14 protein-coding genes and 3 tRNA genes are annotated in these 15,758 nt (G+C 55.7%); 3 read left to right on the top strand and 14 right to left on the bottom strand.

Translation table 11 applies throughout. The features are described from left to right. Window position 1: 1 nt before the first annotated feature. The 12 genes from EZM41_RS08500 to EZM41_RS08445 form a co-directional block, all read right to left on the bottom strand. A complete protein-coding gene (locus EZM41_RS08500) occupies window positions 2-1,747 on the bottom strand; it encodes an HDIG domain-containing metalloprotein (RefSeq protein ID WP_232619225.1) in 1,746 nt (581 codons plus the stop codon). A 37-nt stretch (window positions 1,748-1,784) separates the two neighbouring features. Beyond that, window positions 1,785-2,792 carry a PhoH family protein gene (locus EZM41_RS08495; protein ID WP_198470682.1) on the bottom strand — a complete coding sequence of 336 codons (1,008 nt, stop codon included), beginning with the start codon at window positions 2,790-2,792 and terminating at the stop codon, window positions 1,785-1,787. A 23-nt stretch (window positions 2,793-2,815) separates the two neighbouring features. Further along, window positions 2,816-3,046, bottom strand: coding sequence for a NifU family protein (locus EZM41_RS08490; protein ID WP_198470681.1), 231 nt, complete (start codon window positions 3,044-3,046; stop codon window positions 2,816-2,818). A 61-nt stretch (window positions 3,047-3,107) separates the two neighbouring features. Next, window positions 3,108-4,535, bottom strand: coding sequence for a pyruvate carboxylase subunit B (locus EZM41_RS08485; protein WP_198470680.1), 1,428 nt, complete (start codon window positions 4,533-4,535; stop codon window positions 3,108-3,110). A gap of 21 nt (window positions 4,536-4,556) precedes the next feature. Then, complete coding sequence (mazG, locus tag EZM41_RS08480) at window positions 4,557-5,345, bottom strand: nucleoside triphosphate pyrophosphohydrolase (protein WP_198470679.1); 789 nt, start codon at window positions 5,343-5,345, stop codon at window positions 4,557-4,559. A 17-nt stretch (window positions 5,346-5,362) separates the two neighbouring features. Continuing rightward, window positions 5,363-8,485, bottom strand: coding sequence for a transcription-repair coupling factor (gene mfd, locus EZM41_RS08475; protein ID WP_198470678.1), 3,123 nt, complete (start codon window positions 8,483-8,485; stop codon window positions 5,363-5,365). 4 nt (window positions 8,486-8,489) lie between these two features. Continuing rightward, complete coding sequence (gene pth / locus EZM41_RS08470; protein WP_198470677.1) at window positions 8,490-9,080, bottom strand: aminoacyl-tRNA hydrolase; 591 nt, start codon at window positions 9,078-9,080, stop codon at window positions 8,490-8,492. A gap of 5 nt (window positions 9,081-9,085) precedes the next feature. Then, the gene (locus tag EZM41_RS08465; protein ID WP_232619231.1) at window positions 9,086-9,733 is read right to left on the bottom strand and encodes a 50S ribosomal protein L25; all 648 of its coding nucleotides are present in this window, start codon (window positions 9,731-9,733) and stop codon (window positions 9,086-9,088) included. Between the two features lie 21 nt (window positions 9,734-9,754). Further along, a complete protein-coding gene (locus EZM41_RS08460) occupies window positions 9,755-10,741 on the bottom strand; it encodes a ribose-phosphate diphosphokinase (protein ID WP_198470675.1) in 987 nt (328 codons plus the stop codon). After that, window positions 10,742-12,124: a bifunctional UDP-N-acetylglucosamine diphosphorylase/glucosamine-1-phosphate N-acetyltransferase GlmU gene (gene glmU / locus EZM41_RS08455; protein WP_198470674.1), complete on the bottom strand. Its 1,383-nt coding sequence runs from the start codon at window positions 12,122-12,124 to the stop codon at window positions 10,742-10,744. A gap of 158 nt (window positions 12,125-12,282) precedes the next feature. Next, window positions 12,283-12,358 (bottom strand) — tRNA-Gln (locus EZM41_RS08450). 76 nt (window positions 12,359-12,434) lie between these two features. Then, window positions 12,435-13,652, bottom strand: coding sequence for an FprA family A-type flavoprotein (locus EZM41_RS08445; protein WP_198470673.1), 1,218 nt, complete (start codon window positions 13,650-13,652; stop codon window positions 12,435-12,437). A gap of 174 nt (window positions 13,653-13,826) precedes the next feature. Here EZM41_RS08445 and EZM41_RS08440 point away from each other — a divergent pair. Both EZM41_RS08440 and EZM41_RS08435 read left to right on the top strand, forming a co-directional pair. Beyond that, window positions 13,827-13,901: transfer RNA gene (locus EZM41_RS08440), tRNA-Gln, on the top strand. A 9-nt stretch (window positions 13,902-13,910) separates the two neighbouring features. Beyond that, window positions 13,911-13,986, top strand: a tRNA-Glu gene (locus tag EZM41_RS08435). A 184-nt stretch (window positions 13,987-14,170) separates the two neighbouring features. On the opposite strand, the gene EZM41_RS08430 is transcribed toward EZM41_RS08435, so the two are convergent. Then, complete coding sequence (locus EZM41_RS08430; RefSeq protein ID WP_198470672.1) at window positions 14,171-14,335, bottom strand: hydrogenase expression protein HypA/HybF; 165 nt, start codon at window positions 14,333-14,335, stop codon at window positions 14,171-14,173. A gap of 118 nt (window positions 14,336-14,453) precedes the next feature. Next, a complete protein-coding gene (locus EZM41_RS08425) occupies window positions 14,454-15,161 on the bottom strand; it encodes a DUF554 domain-containing protein (RefSeq protein ID WP_198470671.1) in 708 nt (235 codons plus the stop codon). Window positions 15,162-15,220: 59 nt separating this feature from the next. Between EZM41_RS08425 and EZM41_RS08420 the strand changes: the two genes are divergently transcribed. Then, complete coding sequence (locus EZM41_RS08420; protein ID WP_198470670.1) at window positions 15,221-15,751, top strand: hypothetical protein; 531 nt, start codon at window positions 15,221-15,223, stop codon at window positions 15,749-15,751. The last annotated feature ends 7 nt before the right edge of the window (window positions 15,752-15,758 follow it).

Here is a 15,758-nt window from a genome sequence, read left to right as displayed (position 1 = left end):
GTTAAATCGCCCTCTCCGACGAGGCTAACGCCAGAAGCGGTTTCTCCTCCTCTATGGCCTTGACCTGGCGCGTGTGGTACATGGAGCGCAGCACAGCCACAAAGGCCTCTTTAACGATCTCCAGCTCTCTCAACGTAAAATCCACGCGCTTCAGCTGCCCGTCGCGCACTTTGTTCTCCACAACCCGAGAGACGACTTCTTCTAAATGGGCCACTTCCTTGCCGCTGATGTCGAGCGCCCGCACTGCCGCCTCTGTCGAATCGGCCAGCATCACCAAGGCGGTCTCCTTAGAGCTGGGAAGGGGTCCAGGGTAGCAGAACTGCTCCTTGGGAAGGTTCTCCCCCATGGATTGGGCCTTCTGATGAAAGTAGGTCAGGCAACCGGTGCCCTGGTGTTCCGTGATAAAGTCGCAGATCCTGCTGGGCAGATGATACTCCCTGGCCACCTCTAACCCCTCTCTGACGTGAGCTATTATCGAAAGGGCGGAAAGCGTGGGCGAAAAGTCATCATGAACGTTCGAGCCTTGAAGCTGATTCTCCACGAAGAAATGAGGGCGTTTGAGCTTGCCTATATCATGATAATACGCTCCAACGCGCACGAGGAGGCTGTTTAAACCCAATTTGCTGGCAGCGCCTTCGGCGAGAGCCCCCACTATGAGAGAGTGATGATACGTGCCTGGTGCCTCCACCTCGAGGCGTCTCAAAAGAGGATGAGCAGGGGAAGACAGGTCCATAAGGCGAATGGGCGACAAGATTCCGAAGAGCTCTTCCCAGACCGGAAGCAAGAGAACGCCCAAGGCGCTAAAAGCGGCGCCAAACGCGGCCAAAACCAGCATATCTTTCAGCATGATCTGCCGTTGTAAGCTCCAAGCCGCCAAGGACCACATCAAAACCCCCACCAAGCCGGAGGCAAAAAGACCCTTCCACAGCTTAAAACGCGTATCGGTCTTCCAGCGCAGCAGTGAATAACCCAAGAAGCCGATTACAGCCAAGACGAGCAAGGCCACCATCAATTCCAGGGACTCCAGGCTCATCACGATCAAGAGGCCCATCACGCCCGCACTGGTCACGAGATGATACGCCATCCCCGCGGGCAGTGTGAGAAAACTCCATCCCGCTACCGGCAAGGATCCAAGGGGCGTCGCCTCGTATTTAAGGCCTCCTGCAAAAAACTGTAGCGCCCATCCGACGATCACCAGCGCCAGCAGATAGCTTTCCTCCCTGAGAGCAAGCTTGTTGCCTTCAGCCGCAGTGAAGTGAAATTGCCAATAACTCCACAGCGCCACCACCAAAGCCGTCAACAGGAGACGCCTCCAGGGGAAATCAGATGAGAGGTATCCCTGCCTCGCGAGAAGATCGGCATCGGCTGGCGTTATAACCTCCCCATTGCTGACCAAGATATCACCGGGGGAAATGTGGCGCTCTATAGGCGAGATCGTTCGCCTGATCTCATCTCTCAGGCGCTCGGTGGCTTTTTCATCCACTACTATAAGCCCATCCCTCACATAGACACCCATAACCCTCGATGCGACCATATCTCGAAGGTCTGCGGTAGATTCCTCATCTACATGTGTCATCGGACGAAGAGCGACATAAGTTCTGGGCGCAGGGCGTCCAACGACAAACCCCCTACGCCCAACCTCAATGCGCCAACTGCCACAGGCAAGCAGCACGGCCACCACTACGAGAATGCCGATCGCGAAACGCTTAAAGCGGGGATCGGGCAGCTCTCCCTCTTTTTGGCTCATTGCCCTGCCGCTTGGGATGGTGGACCAATGATGCCCCTTACCCTTCGGTTTTCTGTAGCTCGTAAATCTCATAAGCCTTCACGATCTTCTGTACGATCTCGTTCCTCACCACATCGTGAGCATCGAGCATGACGAAAGCTATGCCCGGTATCTCCACGAGGACCTTCTGGACAGCCTTAAGGCCCGACTCCTTCGCTGCCGGAAGATCGACCTGCGTTATGTCGCCCGTGACGACGGCCCTGGAACCCAACCCGATGCGCGTCAAAAACATCTTCATCTGCTCGGTGGTGGTATTTTGGGCTTCGTCGAGGATGATAAAGCTCTCGTTCAGCGTGCGCCCTCGCATATAGGCCAAAGGCGCTATCTCGATAACACCCTTTTCGACGTAGCGCAGGAAACGCTCCGGCGGGAAAAGATCGTAAAAGGCATCGTATAGCGGACGAAGGTAGGGTTCGACCTTTTCCCTCAAGTCCCCGGGCAGAAACCCCAAATTCTCCCCGGCCTCCACGGCGGGACGCACCAATACCACGCGGCTCACTTGGCCACCCTTCAGGGCAGTCACAGCCATGGCCACAGCCAGATATGTCTTTCCGGTGCCCGCCGGTCCTATGCAAAACGTCACGTCGTTCTTTCTCATGGCCTCGACATAAGCCTTTTGCCCCAACGTCCTGGGCCTCACAGGCTTACCCCGAGTGGTGACACAGACCACATCGTCATAAAGCGAGCGCATGTTCGCCACTTCGCCCTCTGCCAGGACGTCCATGCCGTAGTTCAGGTCGGAGGGTGCGATACGATGTCCGTGTTCGGCCGCGTCTATGATCTGTTCCAGAAAATCGGCCACGCGGGACACCACATCTTCGTCTTTCCCCTGCACGGTGACTTCGTTTCCCCGCACCACAACTCTCACCGGGAACCGCTCTTCGAGGATGCGCAGATTTTCATCCTGCTTCCCCAAGAGCAACCTCAGGGCATCATCGCCGGGAACCACTAAAGTCCGCGACGACGGAATGGTCTCTGCCTCTTTATTGCGAATGTAGCCTGCCATGCCTTTCTGCAATTACCCTCGTTTTATGCCCGCGCTACTTTGGAGATCTCGGGGAACGCTTTTTTCAAGGTCGCTTCTACATGAAGACGAAGCGTCTCCTGTGCAAAGGGGCACGAACCGCAAGCCCCAGTGAGACGAATACGCACCGTCTTAGTAGCATCGTCGTAGCCCAAGAACTCCACATCTCCGCCGTGGCTTTGAAGCGCCGGGCGAATGTCCTTATCGATGGTTTCCTGAATCTTCTCTACGGTCACGCCATAAACCTCCTTATGGCAACATCTCTTCCTTTTTCGCTGTTATTATATCACTCGCAGCTTACATGGGATAGGCTACCCCTTCCAACGCCTCCCCCAACCCTACGTCGCGCTTTACGGTCCTGGCGTATTTGCGGACCAAGAAGTCCTTTGCAACCGCCGGGAAGAGAATATAGGATAGGACATCTTCTGGCTGCAAGATCCACGGTTCGATCGCTTCCTTCGCCTTCTCGAGTTCCGGCTCTATGACTTCGCCAGGTCGGCACGATATGGGCTCTTGATCGCCGATGACCTTGCGCTGTACTTCGGGGTCAACGGGAGCAGGTGGCCTGCCGTAAAGCCCAAGGAAATAGTTTTGTACCTCCCTGGGCACCACCTTCCACCGCTCCCCCACCAAGACGTTCAGGGTGGCCTGCGTCCCCACGAGCTGACTGGTGGGCGTTACGAGCGGCGGGTAGCCCATCTCGCGGCGCACGCGCTCGACTTCTTTCAGCACGGTATCGAGCTTGTCCAAGGCGTTTTGCTCCTTGAGCTGGCTTACGAAGTTGGAATACATGCCGCCCGGAATCTGGTAGGCGAGGACGTTCACATCCACGCCTTGCATTCCCATGAAGAGATGGCTGTACTTTTCGCGCACCTTCTTAAGGTATTCCGCTATGGGGATCAGCTTTCCCAGGTTTAAGCCGGTGTCGTAAGGGCTACCGCGAAGGGCTGCGACGAAGGTCTCCGTCGCAGGTTGGCTCGTTCCCATAGCGAAAGGAGAAATGGCACAGTCGACCACATCGGCCCCGGCCATTATAGCTGCCATATACGCCATAGAGGCCAAACCGCTCGTGTAGTGAGTGTGCATTTGAACAGGTACATTCGCCTTTTCTTTTATGTTTTTGACCAAGTTGTAGGCATCCACGGGGCCGAGCAGGCCAGCCATGTCCTTTATGCATATGGAATCCGCCCCCATGCTGACCATGTCGAGGGCCATCTGAAGGAAGGCTTCAAGCGTATGGACCGGCGATATGGTATATGAGATCGCCATCTGAAGGTGGGCACCCTCCTTCTTGACCTGATCCGCAGCTATCTCCATATTGCGCAAGTCGTTCAAGGCGTCGAAGATGCGGATGATGTCGAGGCCATTGCCGACGGCGCGCTTCACGAACTCTCTTACTGTGTCATCGGCATAATGGCGGTAACCTACGACGTTCTGCCCGCGCAACAGCATCTGAAGTTTGCTCTTCTTGAAGTGCCTCCTCAGCGTGCGGAGCCTCTCCCACGGATCCTCATCGAGGAATCGCATGCAGGTGTCGAACGTGGCCCCTCCCCACACTTCCAAAGAGTGAAACCCCACTTCGTCCATCATATCGACCACGGGGAGCATGTCGTCTGTGCGCATGCGCGTGGCCATGAGGGACTGATGTCCATCCCTCAACGATGTTTCCGTGATGCCAACTGTCTTTTGAGTTGCATTCTCTCCAAATCCCTTGTCACTCATCATCCTGTCGTTTCACCTCGACTTTTAAGTTTTCGTCTTGGCCAATCGCCACAACGAATCAAGTTCTTCTAATGAGAAGCTGCTCCACTGGCGGCCACTCTCCCTCACGCGCTCCTCGATAAACCGAAAGCGAGTCGAAAACTTTTCGTTCGTCCGCTGAAGGGCTCGCTCCGGGTCGATACCCAGATGGCGCGACAGGTTCACCGTCGCGAAGAGAAGATCCCCTACCTCTTCTTCTATCTCCTCTGAGCACTCTCCATCTATGGCGCACTTGAGCTCCTGTGCCTCCTCGGAAATCTTCTCCCAAAGGGGCAATAGACCCTCCTTCGGCCAGTCAAAACCTACCCTTGCAGCCCTCTCCTGGATTTGAAAGGCCCTGAGGAGCGCAGGTATGCCGCGCGGCACTCCGGCTATTACGGAGTTGTCCTCCTTATCGGCGCGCTCGCTCGCCTTTATGCGATCCCAGTTTCGTCTCGCTTCGTCGCTGTCGGCCGCCTTCAGATCCCCGAAGACATGGGGGTGGCGGCGGATCAGTTTTTCTTCGAGCCTTTTCAGCACTTGAGCTATATCGAAAAGCCCTTCCTCTTCCGCCAACTGCGAGACGAAGACCACCTGAAGCAGCAGGTCTCCGCTCTCCTCGCACATGCCGTTTTTGTCCTCTCTGTCCAGCGCATCCACGAGCTCGTACGCCTCTTCTATGACATGCGATGTCAGGGTTTGAAACGTCTGCTTACGATCCCAGGGACATCCGTCCGGAGATCTGAGGCGTTTCATTATAGCGACGATCCTTTCGAAGAGTTCGCCTTCGCACATGCCAATCCCCCCGTCCGTCAACGGCCTGATATCCCTTCTGCAGAGAACGCCTCGAGGCGAGAGGCCAACGCCATAACGGCTCTTGGGCCTCCTGGGCCTATGGCTTTGTTGCCTTGAACGACCCAACCTGGAAGCCCCGAGACTAAAGATTTAAGCCCTTCCGCCTCACCCGTAACCAACGTTTCATCCCAAGTGCAGCGAGCATATTCTACCCCAACGAGGTGGAGCTGCGCTCGCAAGCGAGCGCAAGCCAAAAGAAGGCGCACCGCTTCCGGCGGCGGGCCGAAGCGATCCCCGATCTCTATGGCAAGCTCATCCACCTCTGGTCCCGAATCCGCCTTTAAGAGCCTGCGGTAGAGCGCGACCCTCACGCTGTCCTGGGGTATGTAAGACGGAGGTATGCCCAAGGGAAGTTTAACCTCTACCAAGGCAACCTTCCGAGCTGCTTCTCCCCTGGCCTTAAGTATTGCCTCCTCAAGGAGTTTGTAATACAGATAGAGGCCGACCTTGTCCCCGTGGCCATGCTGAGACAGGCCCAACATTTCGCCGCCGCCGCGGATCTGCAGATCCCTTAAGGAAAGCTGATACCCAGAGCCGAGTTCGGTGAACTCAGCTATGGCCTCTAACCTCTCCTGGGTCTCCCGAGACAGGGGATGCTCGGCAGGGTAAAGGAAGTAGGCGAAGGCCTGCTCGTCTCTCCTGCCCACGCGGCCGCGCAGTTGGTAGAGCTGTGCCAAGCCGAACCGCTTTGCGTCGTCGACGATGAGCGTGTTGGCCCTCGCTATGTCGAGTCCGCTTTCTACTATCGTGGTGCAGACCAAAACGTCCAATTTTCCGTCCAAAAAGTCCACCATGACCTTATCAAGGCGACCTTCTTCCATCTGGCCGTGGGCTATGCCTATCCTCGCGCTCGGCAAGAGCGCCCGCAACCTGGCGGCACACTCCTTTATGCTCTGCACGCGATTATGTACGAAGATGACCTGTCCCCCACGCGCCATCTCCCGCACGATGGCTTTCTTGACGAGCTCATCCCTCCACGGGTTGACCACCGTTATGACGGGGCGCCTGTTTTTGGGCGGCGTGGAGATCACGGATATATCGCGCAATCCACTGAGAGCCATGTGAAGCGTCCTCGGTATGGGCGTGGCCGATATGGCGAGCACGTCGACCTGGCTTTTCATCTTCTTTAGATGCTCTTTATGCTTCACGCCAAAGCGATGCTCCTCATCTATGACAACGAGGCCGAGGTCCTTGAAGCGCACGTCTTTTTGCAGCAGCCTGTGAGTGCCTATCAAGATGTCCACTTTTCCCTCTTCCACATCGCGCAAGATCTGCGCCTGGCGCCGTTGAGGGACGAAGCGGGATAGGACCTCAACGGATACGGGAAAACCTACAAGGCGAGATTTGAAGGTCGCATAATGCTGCTGAGCCAAGAGCGTCGTGGGAACCAAAATCGCCACCTGCTTGCCGCCCTCTACGGCTTTAAAGGCGGCCCGCATCGCTATCTCTGTCTTGCCGTAACCCACGTCGCCCACGACAAGGCGATCCATCGGCAGCGGGCTTTCCATATCCCTCTTTATGGCTTCAATTGCCCTGAGCTGATCTGGCGTCTCGTCGTAGGAAAAGGTGCGCTCGAAGCGTGCAAGGAGTTCGCCATCTGGAGGAAAGGCGTAACCCTTTAACCCTTCTCTTTTGGCGTAAAGCTCGACGAGCTCCTTAGCCGCCTCCTCAGCCCTCCGCTTGGCGCTCTCGAGGGAACGCTTCCATGTCTTCCTATCCAGATGGTCCGGAGATGCCTCTAAACCTGAAGGTGACACATAAGGTGAAATTTTATAAAGCTGAAAGGCGGGCAAAAGGAGGCGCTTTCCCTCGGCGAACTCGAGCTTCAAGAACTCCTGAGGTCCGCCGTCCACCTCTACGGGCTGGGTGCCAAGGAACTGCGCCACTCCGTAATCCTCGTGGACCACCCACTGCCCTACAGATAAGACCTCATCCCAGTCGGCAGGCGGACGTATCGCTTCTTCCTGCGGCGCAAGGTAGATATCGCCGAGGGCGGACCCCGCCAAAAAGACCTTCCTCACGGCGTGATCTATAAAGCCGCAGGAGATGTCGGCGGCGCGACATTCGACGCCGCGAGCGAGATGCCATTCTTTTAGCTCCTCGTTTTTGGAGTAGAGACAAACTTCGTAACCTTGTTCCTTCCAAAGCTTGAGGAACCCCTCTACCTCCTCGAATCTGCCGTGGAAGGTCGGTAAGGAAGATACAGGCAAGCGCGCCCCCTTGCCGGCAGCGGACGAAACGCGAAGCCTCGGAAAACGGGCCAGGGAGAGGAAAAGCTCCTGCCAAGACGAAAGGGCGGGGAGGGACCGGGTTTCCTCCCGCAGGTTTTCCCACAACCACAAGAACGAATCGGCCTGCGATTCCACGTTGTCCGGGTCGAAGACTACGATATGGGTGTCCTCCGCCAAGAAGTCGAGCAGCGAGCGCTCCTCTTCGCCCGTCAGCGAGCAGAGCTCGACCTCTTCGAGGCTATAGAGGCTGCGCTGGTTCTCCGGCGAGAAGGCGCGCATCGATTCTACGGTCTCGTCGAAAAATTCCACTCTCAAGGGATGGCGCAAGCCCGGATCGAAGAGGTCCACTATGCCTCCTCTCACCACAAACTGACCGGGTGCCCACACCACATCGACTCGTTCGTAACCGGCTTCGGAAAGCCACCTGATGAACCTGTCTCGCCCTACCTCTTCTCCTACTGCGAGCGCAAAGAAGGTTTCAGCAAGCAGAAATGGAGCGACCAAGGCCCCCGGAGTGGCTACGAGGACACCGCCGCTCCTATACCATTGGCGGAGCATTTCGCCTCTCCTGACCCACATGGCCTGCTGTAAGACCTTCTCGGGAAGGAGAGGTAATTCCTCTAGCAAAAACGGCGCCCTGCCGAAAAGCCCTTTCCAGTCGCTTGAAAACTCCTTCGCCTGCCTGGAATCGGGCAACACGACAAGTAAGGGGCCTTCAGGATCCCTGCATATCCAAGGCCTGGACGCCCCCTCCGAAAGGAGAGAAATGGCTTCCCCCGCAGCCCACAGGCCAGAATCCAGATCCCAAAGGCGCGTGGAAGCAGCCCCTACGGCAACCTGATGTGGCATCTCTCTACGAAGATCCCCCCCGCAATCTGTCGTTCACATAAGACACAGCCCTCTCCACGTCCATAGAAAACCACGCCTCAACCGCCTGCACGCAACGGCTCATCACCTCAGGCAACTGGGCCAATTCTTCATCGACAAAGTCGCTGAGCACCCAAGAGGCTACATCGCCATCTGCCGGCGAACCTATGCCTATGCGAAGCCTTGGCACGGCAAGCGTCCCCATGGCGCCGAGAATCGAAGCCATGCCGTGGTGCCCGCCTGCGCTCCCCGCTGCTCTCAGCCTGAGCCGCCCGAACGGCAGCGCGACATCGTCGTAGATCACTAAAATATGCTCAGCGGGAACGCTAAACCGAGCCGAGGCGGCTTTTACCGCCTTGCCGCTCAAGTTCATATAAGTGATGGGCTTCAAGAGCAAGAGCTCTCTTTCTTTCCAACTCAATGGCCCCCAAAGCATGGCCGAGCAGGCAAACGTAGCCTCAGTCGATACCTCTAAATGCTCCAAAAGGGCATCAATGGCGAGCCATCCCATGTTGTGTCGCGTCATGGCATAACGAGGGCCGGGGTTTCCCAACCCCACGCAGAGGCGAAGGCTCACCCTCTCTACTCCTCTTCCTCCTTTATGCCCTTTACTTTGATCGTTTCAGGTTCGGTTTGGACGGGGACCTCTTCTGTAACCGCTTCCTCAACTGCTGCTGGGACGTATACTGCTACCACTAAGGCCTGGGGATCAGAAAGCAGCGCGGCACCCTCGGGCAAAGGGACATCGGAGGCGTGAATCGCTCCGCCGAGGTCGAGGGAGGAGACATCGACCCTCAGGACATCCGGCATATGCGCGGGCAGTACCTCTATCTCAAGCGCGTGTACGTACTGCTCCAACATTCCGCCCTTCTTAACCCCTTCGCACCGCTCCCTGCCGATGAGCTCGACGGGAACCTCGACAGCCACCGTATGGCCTTTGATCAGTTGATAGAAGTCGATGTGGAGGATCCGGTCTGTGACGGGATTGCGCTGGATCTCCCTCATTATGGCCATCTCCCTGCCCCCGTTCGGCAAAAGCGCCTCGAACATCACGGTCTCCCAGTGCGCCGAATTGGCGTAGGGTTCTATTTCCTTCTCCACCACCTGCACGGGCAGGCCCTCACTATAATTCGGGCCATAGAACACCGCCGGCACATACCCTTGAGCTCTGAGCTTTTTGTTCCCCTCTTTGCCCACTACACTTCTCTCTTTGAGCTCTATATTAACCATCGACACCGCACACCATCTCCCTCATCTGAAGAGAATGCTCACCGAATGATCCGAATGGACTCGGTTTATGGCTTCCGCAAATAGCGAGGCTATCGAAAGCTGTATGATTTTATCCAGTCTTTTTTCCTTGGGCAAGGGGATCGTGTCCGTGAGCACCACCTGGTCTATAAAGGGCCTGCCGTTTTCGTCGAGCTTGCTCAAGTTCTCTATGGCCGGCCCGGACAAAATGCCGTGAGTGGCGCACACGTAGACCTTTTCGGCCCCTCTTTTGATCAGCGCCTCAGACGCCTTAGAGACCGTTCCTGCCGTGTCTATCATGTCGTCGATCATCACGACAGTCTTGCCCCTCACATCGCCTATGATCTCCAAGACCTCACAGTAATTGGCCACCTCATAGGAGCGCCTCTTATCTATTATAGCGAGATCCGCATTTATCTGAAGGGCAAAGCGACGCGCCCTGACCACGCCGCCTATGTCGGGCGCGGCCACGGCCACTTTCCCCTCCTTAAGTTCTTCCTTGAGCGCTTTGTGGCAGTAAGAAGCCATAAGAGGAATGGCCGTAAGATGGTCAACCGGGATATCGAAGAAACCCTGTATTTGCCCCGCGTGGAGGTCGGCGGATATGACGCGATTGGCTCCGGCTTTTTCCAAAAGGTTCGCTACGAGCTTCGCCGTGATCGGCTCTCGCGACCGCGTCTTCCTGTCCTGCCTGGCATAGCCGAAGTAGGGCATCACCACGTTTATCTGATAGGCCGAGGCCCGCTTGAGCGCATCTATGAGGATTAACAGTTCCATTAGGTTTTCGTTCACCGGGGGGCAGGTCGGCTGTATAACGTAGACGTCTGCACCCCTGACGCTCTCTTCGATTGAGACGCTGACCTCGCCGTCGGAAAACCTGCCGACCTTCGCGCTCGAGAGGGGCACGCGAAGGTTTTCGCTCACCCTTTGGGCAAACTCCGGATGGGCGCTACCAGAAAAAATCTTTATTTCCCTAAGCCTATCCGCCATCTACCTTTCTTCCTCCTTCTTTTTCTTTGCCCATCCTTTCAGGTTGCGCTGCCTCGCCCTGGCTATGGCGAGGGCGCCCTCTGGGACATCGCGCGTGATGACCGACCCCGCCCCGGTATATGAATCGTCGCCGAGCGACACCGGAGCCACGAGCATCGTGTCGCTGCCCACGAAACAACGGTCACCTATGCGTGTTTGATGCTTCCTGCGGCCATCGAAGTTGCACGTTATCGTTCCGGCTCCTATGTTCGTCTCCTCGCCTATGACAGCATCGCCTATATAAGAAAGATGGGGGACCTTGCTGCCGTGAGCTATGGTGGAATTCTTGATCTCCACGAATTTCCCCACGTGAGCCCCTTCGCCAACCTCCGCGCCGTTACGAAGATGCGCAAAGGGGCCAATAGCGGCACCATCGCCCACGACGCTATCTTCCATAACCACATGTCCGCGCACCTGCACGCCGCTTCCGAGCTTACTATTCCTTATTACGGTGAAGCTGGCGATGCGGCTGCCGCCCCCGATTGAACTTTTGCCCCACAGCTCGACCCACGGATCTATCCACACGTCCTCCTCGAAGGAGACCTCGGGGCCGATCCACACGCTGTTAGGATCGAGGCACTTCAGGCCAAATTCCTTCATCCAACGGTAAAGCAACCTGTCTCGCAGCATGACAGCAGCTTGAGCGAGCTGAACGGGGTCGTTGACTCCCATGAGCTCTTCGGGATCCGGCCAGTTCAACACGGCCACGCGCTTTCCATCCGCAGAGAGCAATCGAACCACGTCAGTGAGGTAATACTCCTTTTGGGCGTTATCGTTATCCAAGCGGTGGATCAAATCCGCTAAAGAAGCCGCGTTGAAGGCATATATGCCGCTATTGACCTCCTGGATCGAACGCTCCGCCTGAGAGGCATCTTTGTCCTCGACTATGCGCACCCTTCCGTCCACCTGGATCACCCTGCCGTAGCCTGACGGATCGTCGAGGGTCATGGTCAAAAAGGTGGCCTCGGTCATCTCGTCCATATGACGCCTCGACAGTGCCTCCAATACATCTGCGCCGACGAGCGGGACATCGCCAGGTAAAACGAGCAGCTCATCAAGCGATGCCCACCAAGGCTCGGCAACCATCAAGGCATGTCCGGTACCCAACTGCTCTCTCTGCCAGAGCACCGCCACATCTGGCCATCTGGAGGCCAGGTATGACTCCACCGCCTCGCCGCCCCAACCGACTACGACAGCTATGTCCTTTATGCCGGCCTCGCTGAGAGCCCTCAAGGGATAATAGAGCATAGGCTCTCCCAATACCGGGAGCATCACTTTGCTAAGGCTTCCCTTCATGCGCGTCCCCTTGCCAGCAGCCAGGACAAGAGCACCTACCCTCCCCATTTGCGCCTTTCTCCCCCCATTTTCTTAAATTCAACGCCACAAGTCCACACAATAAGTTTACACGCTAACCCTCGCTTCGCAGCACAATTTCTAAAAAGTGCCGCGCAAAGCACAATAAAATGGGGGAAGCGATAAGCTTCCCCTCTATCTCTCAAAAATGGCTGGGGCGGCAGGATTCGAACCTGCGAATCGCGGATCCAAAGTCCGCTGCCTTGCCAGCTTGGCTACGCCCCAAATGCTACATCCTCACCAACTTGCGCTCTCTTCACACATTTTCTACCACACTTATACACCGCAGGTCAAGTCAGCGCTAACCAGCCGTAGATTGACATGCCTTAAGGCGTTGCGCCAGGTTTTTGCCCAACTGGTTGCACAGTTCGAGGTCTTCCGGCGCGGGGGAGGATTTCACCTCCACCTGCGGCTCCAAGAGCTCCCATCCGCCGGATGCGGCAAGCTCCTTCAAGGCTTTAAGCGCTACGCCCTTGCTCCAGCTGTAGGAAGCGCAAACCCCCAAGATACGATTTTTCATGTTTTTGTTCTTCAAATGTTCGACGAGCGTCTGCACAGGCGGGAAAAGTATCATGTTGTACGTGCAAGCTGCCAACACGAGACCGCTGTACCGCCATATGTCCCTCACTATAAAAGACGGATGGCTCCGAGAAGTATCGTGAAGAATGATATGCTCTATCCCCTCAGCCGACAGCGCTCGAGCAACTTGTTCGGCCACCTTTTGCGTGTTGCCGTACATGGAACCGAAGGCTATTACGGCACCGCAGTCGGTCTCGTGGCGACTCCACCTCGCGTATTGCCCCACGATATAGTTCGGGTTTTTGCGGTGTATGGGCCCGTGAGAGGGAGCTATAATCTTATAATCCAAACTTTTTAACTTATCGATCGCCTTTTCCACTTGAGGGGCGTACCTGCCGACGATGTTGGAGAAGTAGCGCAAGATCTCACCCTCGTAATAGCCCATATCGACCTCATCGTCGAAGATGCCGCCGTCGAGGGTCCCAAAGCCGCCGAAGGCGTCGCACGTGAAAGCAACGCCGGTCGCCCAGTCGAAAGTAACCATGGTTTCGGGCCAGTGAACCATGGGTATGAAATGAAAAGAGAGTTTGTGCGTTCCGAGGTCCAGGCTCTCCCCGTCCTTAAAGACCAGGATATTGCTATCGTCTACGGCGTAGAAGCTCTTCAAAAACTCTCTGGTTTGAGCATTGCCCACGATCTTCATCTGAGGGAAAAAACCCTTGAGCACCTTGATGGCCCCGGAATGGTCGGGCTCCATGTGGTTTACAACCAGGTAGTCAACGCCGCGATCCTTCCCCAATATGCCTTGAATCTTCCCTATGAGGTCCGCCTCGTAGCAGTTTTTCACCGTATCTATGAGGGCCACCTTTTCGTCTGCCACCAGGTACGCGTTATAAGAGACCCCTCTGGGCAGGGGCCATATGGATTCGAAGAGGTCCGTCTGGCGATCGTTTACGCCGACCCAATACGTATCTTTAGCTACAGGAATGCCGCAATTCATCGCTTCTCCTCCCCCTTTATCTCGGCTTGGTAACACCTAAATTTTTATATCCTTTCGAAGACGTTGTCAAAAGGGACTTCAATATAACACAAAGAGAGCGAATCATGTCTTAAACCTGGGCACCCTTTGGGCCTTGCGCGAAAAAAGATCTCATGCTATTATCATCCTCGCCAATGGGGGATCGTCTAATTGGCAGGACACGTGACTCTGGATCACGCAATGGTGGTTCGAGTCCACCTCCCCCAGCCAAAGAGTGGAGGCCCCATCGTCTAGTGGTCTAGGACTCCGGGTTCTCAGTCCGGCAACAGGGGTTCGAATCCCCTTGGGGCTACCAAGAAAATCCAAGAGGCAGGCCGAAAGGAACCTGCCTCTTTCAGTTTTTAGCTGGTACTCCACAGCTCTTCCTCACCGCTTTCAACGCAACCCTCGAGCAGCGAGAGTCCCAAAACCATGTCAAGGTCCCCGTTAGGTCTGAGGGTCTGCGACGGGCGAGGCCAGGATAAAGGCCGCTACGCGCACTACTTCTTAACGCTGTAGGTCTTGCTGCTCCAGGGCTTACCTTTCAGCGGTTCCCCCGAAACCAACTCCACGAAGCGGTTCAAGCATTTCGGACACTTGAGAACGGCCGGTGCTTCTTCCGTTTCGAACTCATACTTACAGGTGAGGCAGCGAAACTTCCTCATCATTCGTTCCCTCCCCATAGTTTCTTATCGCTTTTATTATAGCAGACGTCGTCGACTTTGATTAATCTTAAAAACGCCCCTCTGAGGGCGACCTGTCCCACCGTTCAAAGGCACACGTTTAATTGAGCAAGGCCAATCCCAACAGCGCCGCCACCAATAGGCTCGGCAACATGTTTGTGACGCGCAGGCGCTTTACCTCCAAAATCGAAAGGCCCAAACCCAACAGCATTATGCCTCCCGCCGCTGTTATTTCAGCGACCACCGCTTCTGAGAGGAGGGAGCGCAGCGCATGGGCAAACAGCGTCAAACCGCCCTGATAGATGAGGAGTGGGATAGCGGAAAATATCACACCCACGCCTAAAGAGGCCGACAGGGCTATGGAGGAAACTCCGTCCAAAAATGACTTGGCAAAAAGCAGACGAGGATAGCCACCCAATCCCTCCTCAAAGGCCCCCAATATCGTCATGGAGCCCATACAAAAGAGCAAAAAGGCGGTCATGAAGCCCTCGACAAAGCTGCTCTCGCCGACGTTCAAGCTTCGCTTGAGGCGTTCGGCAGCCCCGTTGATCCGATCTTCGAGGGCCAGAAACTCGCCCAGAATGGAGCCCACGACGAGGCTGAATATCAAGACGAGGACGTTCCTGGCGCTTGTGGCCATCTGGACGCCGAGATAAAGGGTAAAAAGCCCTATGGCCTGAAAGGCGATGTTCGAATAGCGCATTGGGAGTCTTGAGCGGACGGCAAGGCCTATCAGGCTCCCGACGACGACAGAAAGGGCATTTACGATGCTGCCCGCCATAGGTATCAAAAGCAAAAAACCTTCCATCGATCGAACCTCCTCGCATAGAAAAAAATGAGTCAAAATATAGAATAATTAGTCATTATATGTTATACTACAAGCCGGTGAAAGCAATGGACAAAGAGCAATACCTGAGAGTGCTGGAGAAAAAGCATGCATTATATTTCGATGTCTTCAGAGATCGCAGGATCGGAGGAGAATTTTTCGACATAGTCGCTGAATTTCACGCAAGGACCGAACGTCATCTCCTCACGATGGTGATGGATGCTTACGAGGCCCATGAATATCGTATGATCAAGTATTATGATAAGTTTTCATTAGAGGAGACTGAGCGTTTCGCCCAGTTGCTCGTCGGAGAGGCGCATCGCAGGGCGAGGCCCAATGAAGAGCATATGTGCACAATCGTAACCGGCGCGGCTATATCGGAAACCCCCATAGAAGAAGACGTGAAGCGGTTCGTCAAAAAGTTCAAGCACGTCAAATATCACGCCTTCGGCCTCAGAGGGTGGCAAGAGGTGAGGCTTTTAGCCGTGGACCTGTCTACCGGCAGCGTCGTCGCAAACGGGAGAGGAAGGCAGGTGGTCGATGACTTTAAGGTCGGCGAAGCGACGGTATAAAACGGTA

It is taken from the genome of Acetomicrobium sp. S15 = DSM 107314, assembly GCF_016125955.1.
GTDB lineage: Bacteria > Synergistota > Synergistia > Synergistales > Thermosynergistaceae > Thermosynergistes > Thermosynergistes pyruvativorans.
Note: the sequence above shows the minus strand (reverse complement) of the source record. Positions and strands in the feature narration are given on the sequence as shown.